This window comes from Castellaniella sp., from assembly GCF_034007085.1.
Classification (GTDB): domain Bacteria; phylum Pseudomonadota; class Gammaproteobacteria; order Burkholderiales; family Burkholderiaceae_B; genus Castellaniella.
In genome coordinates this window covers 1-9,495 of record NZ_JAVERO010000082.1, presented here as the reverse complement: position 1 = coordinate 9,495, position 9,495 = coordinate 1, and the positions used below count along the sequence as shown (strand labels likewise).

The window sequence follows — 9,495 nt, the reverse complement described above, 5'->3', positions numbered from 1 at the left end:
CAGACCCCAGGCTCGGCTCCAGGCCACGCCCGCACGAAGCTCGATCTGCTGTACCACGATGTGCTGGGCGAAGTCGCCAGCCTCGTGGATCGGCTCGAAGCGGTCAGCACCAGCCTGGATGCTGCCCAACAGCAGATCCGGGCCGTGGCCGACACACAGCAGGTTTTGCCTAAGCAACTGGCCCGGGATCTCACGAACACCCTGGAAGCCACCGCCAAGCCCATTCACCAACAGCACCAGCAAGCCATCCAGGCCATGCTGGATGCGACCAACACCCGGCTGGATCGCCTGGCCCAGGAGGCCGCCGAGTGTGCCCGCATCACGCACCAAGCTGCCCAGCGCATGGCGCTCATCGCCGTGGTCATTGGCGGTGCCGCCGGTGTGCTGGGCGGGCTACTGGCAGGCTTGGCGCTGGGCCAGTGGCTGATCCCCTGATTCTGCGAGGGCACCCATGTCTACACTGATTTCCCCCATCACCCGGCGGCGCATTGCCGCCATTTCCATGGCGCTCTTTCCCATCGGAGCCTGGATGACCGCCGCCACCTACGGCAGCGGCATCGCCTGGCGCGACTGGAATCGCCAGATGGCTTGGCATTTCATGAAACTCACCCCGGATTACCCCCTGCTCTACGGGGCCCTGGGCGTAGGCCTGGTGCTGGCCCTGGCGTTGATCCTGTTCATCGGCCGCACCACAAGAACCGAAGGTTTCGAGGGGGCCGCCTACAAGCGTTTCGTGCGTGGCACCCGGATGACCACGGCAAAGCACCTGGCAAAGCTCTGCACAGAACCCGGCAAACAGCAGATCGACGTGGCGGGCATCCCCATGCCCACGGCCAATGAAAACCTGCACCTGCTGGTGAGCGGTGCTACGGGGTCCGGCAAGTCGGTGCTGCTACGCAATATGGCGGCATCCGTGCTCGCGCGATCTCGCGGTCATCGGCACCGTCTGCTAGGCCAAACACCTATACGCAACGACCGCATGATCGTCATCGACCCCAATGGCGATCTGCTGAGCAAATTCTGGCAACCCGGCGACGTGCTCCTCAACCCCTACGACGCCAGAACACAGGGCTGGTCCTTCTTCAACGAAGTCCGTGCCGACTACGACTGGAAGCGCCTCGCGCATTCCCTGGTGCCCATGAGCCAGGACAAGAACGCCGAAGAATGGAATGACTTCGGGCGGCTGCTGCTGCGCGAAACCGCGAAGAAGCTGTACCAGCTGCAGGGCACCGAGGCCAGCATCATGGATCTGTTTCGCCTGTGCACCATCGAGGATCCGAAGGTGCTGAAGCAGTTCCTGGACGGGACTCTGGCCGAATCCCTGTTCGTCGGATCCAGCGAAGCCAGCAAGGCACTGTCGTCGGCCCGATTTGTGCTCTCCAACAAACTGTCGGAACACACCAGCATGAAGCCAGGCCCCTTCTCTATCCGCGATTGGCTGGACCAGCCTGACGGCGGAAACCTGTACATCAACTGGCGTGAAGACATGATGAGCTCCATGCGGCCCTTGGTGTCGTCCTGGGCCGATGTCTTCATCACATCGATTCTATCCATGCCCGAAGGCACCGACAGGCGCTGGTGGCTATTCATCGATGAGCTGGCCAGCCTGGAGGCCCTGCCCTCACTGGAAGCGGGGCTCACCAAAGGCCGCAAGAATGGGCTACGCATCATCGCAGGCCTACAGAGCACATCCCAGCTCGAACACCTGTATGGCAGGACAATGGCCACCACCATCCGGGCGAGTTTTCGCAACCTGGTCGTACTGGGCGGATCCCGTACCGATCCGCAGACCGCCCGCGACATGAGCGAAAGCCTTGGCAAGCACGAGGTCGAGCGGCCAAAATACAGCGTCAGCCGCAGTGTCGATCATCGGAACACTTCGGATAATATGGATCGGACGGTGGAGGATGTGGTAACAGCCGCGCAGATTCAGGCGCTGCCGGTGCTGGAGGGGTATGTGGCGTTGGCGGGGGGCTTGCCGGTTGCGAGAGTGAAGATGCCATTCCAGCGGTACGCTATACAGGCATCTGCATTTCAGCATACGCAATGACTGCTATCGGCCAAAAGCGGACAATTGGGCGAGACAAAAATCCCAAGGCCGGTAGTGTCCTTGCCTCCCAATTGACAATGGGGTGAGCCTCCCCTTCCTCAATCGCTATAATTGAGTTACTTTGTTACTGACAATTTCTTGATTCACTCGTAGGGAGATGGCAGTGGCTGAAAAGTTTAGGATCGGCGACATCGTTGGGTTGAAGTCCGGTGGGCCAAAAATGACCGTGACGGAGGTGCTCGAAGAACACGTTCGGACGGCTTGGTTTGCTGGCAGTAAAAAGGAAAATGGAGTGTTCCCACTTGAGGCTGTGCTGATCTATCAAGAAGAAAAAGGAAAGCCCTAGCCATGACGACTACTCCTGATGATGTTGCCAAGTGGATGTTGGACGAACTGCAGCGAGAGAAGTACCTTTACCAAGAGACCGTTGTCTACGATATTGAATCCAAGTTCGGAGAAGACTTCGTTTACCTGAACGACAATGGCAATCTTGCAATTAGCCGGAAGATTCTTTCAGCGTTCAAAAAGCTCACTGGCGACTCAGTAATCTGGGAGAGAGCTGAGCGTATGTGGCGCTTCCGAGAGCAGCATGATGAGCCAGGGCGACAACAGTACTAGACTCTAAAAATTCGTTCAAGCCGACGCCTAACGGCGCAGCTTAACCCAGGCGTTAGAACTTGCTAAAACATGTTCGGCGAACTAATTTCTCTTGTAGACCTGCTACGCGGCGGCGCAGTTGATGCCTCTGCGAAGAAAGCCGCAGCGAAGCGGCGCGAAGCCGTGCTTCCAATGCTCGAAACCTACTTCCTGCTCAAAGACCTCGTTGACGAGGGAGCAGCCTTGGTAACCGACGCCGGCCCCCAACCAGTCGCGAAAATTCAGACTATGTCGGATCATGATGCCGAAGCTACATTAGCCGCTTGGGATGTAGCGCTCAAGCGCCAAGCGTTTCGCATGCGCGCGGTGTCTCAGCTTATCTTCGGGCAAGAGTTTCTTGAAGTGGTTAGCCCAGAGCTGCGCGAAAAACTATACGCCGTGGTCGGGTCCAAGTTTAGCCGTGCAACATCACTCCATGGCATCGGTGCCGCGCTCTTCTTTCGAGCCATATTCCCGGTCGAAAAATCAGACCTCGACCGAGCGCGCTATATCGCAGTTATGGCAGGGGAAAATGGCGAAATCCTCAACATGGAAAAGGCGGAAGAGGAGATCAGTCAGTTGAGGGAAGGCTTGGAAACCTACCGCGCTGTCGTCATGAAGCTCGCATCAGCAGATGAAGTCATGAGCCTAAGCGCAGAAGCGCGGAAGCGAACTGATCTTTCAGGGACTCACGGTAAATCCTAACAATTCGTCCAAGCCGCCGGTTTCGTCCCAATTAGTGAATACACCATCGGCCGTATCGAGGACCTTATGGTTGTTCAGTACCACGCTGGCCAGCTCTCGACCCATTATTACGGACCAGTAGCAGCTGCCATCGAGGTGTGCCGCTTCTATGACTATTCTGGCAGCACGAGCTCGACATTTCAAAGGCTCGCCGGCTTATGGCAACCCGGCTCTCGCCGACACAGGTCTAAACATTCCTTCAAACCGACGCATCTTAATTATTAAGGCGTTATTGTCAGTCTGCTTTGGGTCGAAAACAGTCGTTCGCTAGTGCCCGCTTTCGACCCAAAGCTGCCTTTCAACAACCGCTTCTGAACTGGGAGTTATGAGTGTATGGTTACATTCAGAGACAGTTGGGCATTTTAATTTTCTGCTTCACTCTTTAAATGTGAGGAGCGTTAGATGAGTAAAAAGAAAGGCGCGAGACGAAAATCTAAATATCGCGATTACAACTACAGCAAATTAAGCGGACATAAGCGAGAGGGCTCTAAGTTACGTCCACCATTTATGCAGATGGAGAAAGTCCAAATGTCATCGTGGACGGACGATCATCTACCGCCGATGCTATGGGCTGCATTGATATGTGCGATTTTCCCGCGCGAGCAATATCTAAGCTGCTTTCGTGCGATCTTGGAGAATGTCGCGAAGTGGTTCGCCGACGGTGGAGTCGCCTTTGAAGCACCATCGGAAAGCGCAGATTCGGAAGATATGATGTATTTCTCGACCATCCTGGATCTTGACGCATTGGCGAAACTGCCTGACGAACAGTTCGAAATTTTTCTCCAGATTCCACTCCAACATCCTTTAGGATATGCTGCGCTAAGGCCCCTAATACTGCTAGATTCGATTCCAGGGGTGGATAGATGGCGTCATTTCCTAGATGCTAAGCCTGATCAAGGCGACTGGATGACACTAGCAAAAGCGATGGAACAAACCATTGATCATCAATCGGAAGCTTCAACTGATATTCGATGGTTCAAGGTAATGCTTCCAATTCTGGCTGGTAGAGTTAAATTCGGACCAGCCTTTGAAGAATGCATTCATGAGTTTTTTGAGTTTCCGAACAGAGGAGATATGCGCAAGGTCCGACCTTCCATCCGGTCCATGGAAATGACCTTCCGTCGAAAACCAGGGGAGAAATGGATCAGTGACTTTTGGCAAGAGTGCTCAGATAAAACCATCTGTCTTGATCCGACCGATCCGACACAAGACGAACTGACATCTACTGCTCTTGAGTCCGCTAACATTCTCTCGATCCGCCATGAGGTTCTGAATCGATTCATGGAGTGCCGAACGAGTGTTCGAACTGACAGCCGACTTGATTCCTCCTTCGGGTTAGTCCTCTACGCTTTGGCGATCATCGATGAGATCCGTGCCAGTCAATGCCACAAAGGCATACTCGGAAGGCTAGGCTTGCGATCACTCGTAGAAGCGTATGTCACACTTCGCTATCTCTGCCAAAAGGATGACGAGAAGCTTTGGTCTGGGTGGCGCATATTCGGCGCAGGTCAAGCGAAGCTAGCTTTCCTCAAGGCGCAAGAGGAGGTGGGTGACCTACCTGGTTTTATTGACGAAGATGCATTACATCAGATTGCCAACGAAGATAAGTGGCAAGAATTTCTAGACATTGATATCGGTCATTGGGCAAAAGCAAATCTTCGGACTCTGGCACAGCAGTGTGGCGCCAAGGAAATTTACGATAAATATTATTCTTGGTCGTCTACTTTTGTACACTCACACTGGGGTGCTGTAAGAGACACAAACTTCATTACGTGCCAAAACCCTTTGCATCGCTTACACCGTATACCCCGTGTTGTTCATCGTCACCTAACGTCAATGGAAAGTGACGCTGTAGTCATGGTCAATGAAATGCTTCATTTACTTGACGTCTTATATCCCACATCTCAACCTATAAGCCAAATAGCCATCTCGTCTGCAGAACGGCAAGATGTTGTTTTACCAAAATGATCGCAACGACGAGAAAGCGAACTCTGTAGTCGTCCCTGAAGAATTCATTTTCGCCGCATCAAGCCGGATTTCCGGCGCTCTGAGGCGTCCAATTCTGGCGGGGTAGCTCACCCCACCGGGTCAGATGCTGGATCCGCTGCCGGATCCACGCCAAAAAAGATGAGATAAAAAAAGGGCGGATGCCCTTGCGGGCAATCATGCGCAGCAGCCATTTCATATTGAAGCCGGCCGCGCACAACACCGCATGCAGCGCGTCGCCGATCTGACCCTTCAAATGGCAACGATTCATACGATGATCGCTTTTCAGATGCCCGATCACCGGTTCAATTGCCTGGCGCCGTTTGAGTAGCAGCCGCTCCTCGGGCGTCAGGCGTTTGTATTTGCCCCGGTGCTTCAGCGCATAATCCGGGATCTCTCCATCTACGCCCCGATAACCGAGATCGGCATAGACCGTCTTTGGTCGCACACCGGTCGCTTCCATCAGAATCGTGGCTTGCTCCAAGGCTTCAGCCAGCGTGTGACCGTCGTACGGATTGCCCGGGAAGCTGCGTGCGCCCACAATCAGATTGCCCTTCAAGGTCGTGACGATCCCCACCTTCACACCGAACTCATACGGGGTATGGGCTTTGCCTTTCCCGATGCACTCGACTTCCGGGGCATGCCAGCTGTAAATGCGGTCTTTACCTTTGACACCGCTTTTGCGACGGCTCTGTGCCGCGATCCGATGGGCCCTGGCCAGCAACGGATCCAGCGCATCCTGAACGCTTTGCGCAAGCACCGTTTTGGATCGCGCGATATCGCGCGCCAGGCGGCCCAGAACCGTGCGCTGGCGCTTGATTGTCTTGTGCATGCGCCGATACTGCTTGGCATGCGCATAACGGCCTGCCTTTCTTTCCAGTTCCCCGCCTTCCTTCGCGTAGGTCTGCTTGAGCAAGATGCCATGACCCTTGGCGGCTTGCGCAAGCTGCTCGCGGGCCACTTCCAGCAAGCGACTGTCGGTCGGATACGCCACCGCCTTCTGTTGCACGGTGCTATCCACAATCACCGTCTCCAGCGCCCGGCGTTCGATGAGCCCCAGTTTCATCCCCACCATGATGGTCTGCACCAGCAGTTCTTCCACACCTTCTTCGCCCAGCAGCCCGCGAAACCGGCTGATGGCGCTTGGGTCACACGGCAGACGGTCCTCAAAATACTCCTGGCCAGAAAAGTACTGCCACACCGGCGTCTCGCTCCAGCGTTCACACACACCTTCATCACTTTCGTTGAAGGTGTGCTTCAGATACAGCAGCGAAATCATAAGCCGCATGGGCAGGCGTGGCCGTCCTGCGTTTGAAACCCCACCGCCCACCACGGCGACCGTCGGCCCAAAAAGATCCATATCCGAAACCTTTTTGCCGGTGCGCACTTGGCGTGCGAACCGGTGCGCCACCGACGCTTCCAGTTCCTGCCAAGGAATGTGCGTGGCAAGCACCGCCAGGGGTTTACGCAGATCAATCATTTGATCCAGCCGACTGCGGAAAAAATCGTCGATTTGGGTCATGGGTCGTTTGGCGTTTCTCCCAGAAAACTGCCTCGTTGCGGGGGCCTTCTGGAAGATTTGGCGGTGTTTATTGACCGTATTGTCTCATGCTATCAATGGCTTATGGATACTTCAGGGCCGACTACATAGGCCCGATTACAGGCCGCCAGCAGCAACGCCCGCGATGGCTCCATGCGCAGCGCATCTGATATCCCCTGCGCCAGCGCCGCGACATCATCCGGCGGCACCAGGAAACCCTGATTGCCCATGACCTCGGCCACACCGCCCACGTCGGTGGCCACCACCAGCGTGCCCGATGCCATCGCCTCGGCCACCACCAGGCCGAAACCCTCCACCCGGGACGACAGCACCAGCAAGTCCGCCGCCCGCATCAATTCGGGCACATCATGGCGTTCCCCCATCAGGAACGCCCGCCCAGCCAGCCCCAGTTCGGTCAGCAGTGTCGCCAGATCCGCGCGCAGGGGACCATCCCCCGCAATCCACAGGTCCGTATCGGCGTGGTCATCGGCCACCAGGGCAAAGGCGCGCAGCAGTGCCGCCTGATTCTTTTCCGGGACGAGACGGCCAACCGCCAGCACGCGTCGGCGCCCAGGCACACCCGGCCAAATCCTGTCGCCCGGATCATCCTGCGCATCCTGGAAACGGCGCACATCGATGCCGTTGTAGACCGTTACCATGCCGCCTGCGGGCACGGCACCAGCCTGCTCGTATTCAGCGGCAGCCTCGTGGCTGACATGGGTGGTCACGTCCGCCAGCGCGTCGGTCACGCGGTAAGCCAGCACGACCGCACGGCCCCCTTCGCGGTTACTGTGCGCCGTGCAGACCAGACGGCGCATGGGCGCGGCCAACCGCGCCAGCCGCGCCAGCAGATTGGCATGCACCATGTGGCTATGCACCACGTCCGGCTGCCAGCGATAGATCATGGCCGCCAGGCGCGCATAGCCGCGCAGCAGACCTCGGGGCGTCTTGGCGCAATGCAGCGGATACAGGCTGACGCGTCGATGCTTCGGCCGCAGCGCCACCCCATCGACCATGTAGGCAATCATCACCCGATGGCCCTGAGCCGCCAGGCTGTCGGCCAGGTCCACCACCTGGCGTTCCGCGCCACCCATGTTCAGCCCGGTGGACACCAACAGGATGCGCAGTCGGCCCTGCGCGGCCACCCCGACATCCCTGGACCGCCGCGCCCGCCCCAGACGCCATGCCATGCACAACAGCGCCCCGCACAGCAAACCCTCGCCCACCAGCAGGCCTGCTGCCATGCCAGGCCCACCATAAAAGCGCGACAGCATGACGCCCACCAGCACCGCCACCAGCGAAAAACCGGAAATCACATAACTGGCCGCACGCGCACGCCCAGCTGGAATCAGCAGCAACAGCGCCAGACCCTGATTCAGCACGCGCACAGGCGCCAGACCCAGCAGCCACCCAAACACCACCTGAGTTTCCTGGAACCCATCGCCCAGCATCAACCCCAGTACCCAAGGCCCCAGCCAGAGGCCCACCAGGGTCCCGACCCACGCCAACAGCCCCAGCATCAACACCAGACGAGCCGCCCCGCCAAATGCGGCCCTGCCACCCCGCCCTACCGTACGGGCGCAGACTGGATACAAGGCCATCAACACAGGCTGCGCCAGGCTGACCATGCCCTTGAGCAGTTTTTCCGCAGGCCCGAACACGCCCACCGCATGCTGACCGGCCGCCATCCCCAGGCCCACCGGCACCGCCGCCATGGACAGACTGCCCGCACCGCGATAGACGAAAAAATGAAAGCCTTCGCGCAACTGGCGCCAGGATCCCCGCCAATCCCACCGCCCCGGGCCAAGCTGCCACCGCGCCCAACCCAGGGTCAGGCCCGTATTCAGCAGCGGTGGCAGCGCCAGGATCCACAGCGCCACATGAAAATCCCCCGGCCCGCGCACCGCCCAGGCCAGCACCGCCAGTCCACCCAAGCGCAACGCCACGTCCAGCGCCGCCGGCCCGGCCATGCGCTCCACGCCCTGGAAATACCACATGGGGCTGTAGCCGAAGGCCAGGAAATACGCGATCACGAAGGGCACCAGCGCCGGATCGGCCAACGCGACACCGTCCCAGCCGCCCATCCAGACCAACAGCCCGATGGCGATCATGGGCACGGCCAACAGCGTCTTGGCCCCCATCACCTGGGCGAACAGACCGGCCAGCGTCGCACGATCGCCCCGCACCGCCGCCTGCTGGGCCGCGTTCAGATTGAAGCCGTATTCCGCCACCACCGACGCCGTCAACGCCAGCCCCTGGCAGAACAGAATCTGCCCGTACAGGGCGGGCCCCAGCGCGCGTGCCAGGATCGGGATTTCCAGCAAGGGCACCAGATAGGATGCCAGCTGCACCCCGTACAGCGCGCCGGCATTGCGCGCCAGCGCCCCCATCGATCCGCGCCGGGCCATCAAGCCCCCCGGACCGGTTGCCAGGCAAAGGCCAGCATCAGCAGCAGATAGCCCCATTCGGACATTTCCGTACTGAAGGTATGCAGACCCAGTGCGACACAATAGGCCAGCGCCGATCCCGCCGTCGCCAG

At 58.3% G+C, this 9,495-nt stretch carries 8 protein-coding genes; 6 read left to right on the top strand and 2 right to left on the bottom strand.

What is annotated here, in order from left to right; genetic code table 11:
* The 6 genes from RBR29_RS08160 to RBR29_RS08135 all read left to right on the top strand — a co-directional run.
* Positions 1-435 (top strand): hypothetical protein (locus RBR29_RS08160; protein WP_320348506.1); only part of this gene is annotated, 435 nt, incomplete at its 5' end.
* Between the two features lie 94 nt (positions 436-529).
* Positions 530-2,050, top strand: coding sequence for a type IV secretion system DNA-binding domain-containing protein (locus RBR29_RS08155; protein WP_320348504.1), 1,521 nt, complete (start codon positions 530-532; stop codon positions 2,048-2,050).
* A 163-nt stretch (positions 2,051-2,213) separates the two neighbouring features.
* Positions 2,214-2,396 carry a DUF2158 domain-containing protein gene (locus RBR29_RS08150; protein ID WP_320348503.1) on the top strand — a complete coding sequence of 61 codons (183 nt, stop codon included), beginning with the start codon at positions 2,214-2,216 and terminating at the stop codon, positions 2,394-2,396.
* Positions 2,397-2,398: 2 nt separating this feature from the next.
* Positions 2,399-2,668: a hypothetical protein gene (locus RBR29_RS08145; RefSeq protein ID WP_320348501.1), complete on the top strand. Its 270-nt coding sequence runs from the start codon at positions 2,399-2,401 to the stop codon at positions 2,666-2,668.
* 69 nt (positions 2,669-2,737) lie between these two features.
* A complete protein-coding gene (locus tag RBR29_RS08140; protein WP_320348499.1) occupies positions 2,738-3,391 on the top strand; it encodes a hypothetical protein in 654 nt (217 codons plus the stop codon).
* A gap of 441 nt (positions 3,392-3,832) precedes the next feature.
* On the top strand, positions 3,833-5,398 hold the full coding sequence (locus RBR29_RS08135; RefSeq protein ID WP_320348498.1) for a DUF5677 domain-containing protein: 1,566 nt from the start codon (positions 3,833-3,835) through the stop codon (positions 5,396-5,398).
* Between the two features lie 58 nt (positions 5,399-5,456).
* Here the strand turns inward: RBR29_RS08135 and RBR29_RS08130 are convergent, their stop codons facing one another.
* Both RBR29_RS08130 and RBR29_RS08125 read right to left on the bottom strand, forming a co-directional pair.
* Positions 5,457-6,938: an IS5 family transposase gene (locus tag RBR29_RS08130; protein WP_320348497.1), complete on the bottom strand. Its 1,482-nt coding sequence runs from the start codon at positions 6,936-6,938 to the stop codon at positions 5,457-5,459.
* Between the two features lie 92 nt (positions 6,939-7,030).
* Positions 7,031-9,364 (bottom strand): glycosyltransferase, encoded by a 2,334-nt coding sequence (locus tag RBR29_RS08125; protein ID WP_320348496.1) that lies wholly within the window; start codon positions 9,362-9,364, stop codon positions 7,031-7,033.
* Between the last annotated feature and the right edge of the window lie 131 nt (positions 9,365-9,495).

What these genes read in the sequence shown, in the direction of transcription:
- RBR29_RS08155 (WP_320348504.1), top strand. Translation starts at nt 530, where the DNA reads ATGACCGCCGCCACCTACGGCAGCGGCATCGCCTGGCGCGACTGGAAT.
- RBR29_RS08145 (WP_320348501.1), top strand. Translation starts at nt 2,399, where the DNA reads ATGACGACTACTCCTGATGATGTTGCCAAGTGGATGTTGGACGAACTG.
- RBR29_RS08140 (WP_320348499.1), top strand. Translation starts at nt 2,738, where the DNA reads ATGTTCGGCGAACTAATTTCTCTTGTAGACCTGCTACGCGGCGGCGCA.
- RBR29_RS08135 (WP_320348498.1), top strand. Translation starts at nt 3,833, where the DNA reads ATGAGTAAAAAGAAAGGCGCGAGACGAAAATCTAAATATCGCGATTAC.
- RBR29_RS08130 (WP_320348497.1), bottom strand. Translation starts at nt 6,938, where the DNA reads ATGACCCAAATCGACGATTTTTTCCGCAGTCGGCTGGATCAAATGATT.
- RBR29_RS08125 (WP_320348496.1), bottom strand. Translation starts at nt 9,364, where the DNA reads ATGGCCCGGCGCGGATCGATGGGGGCGCTGGCGCGCAATGCCGGCGCG.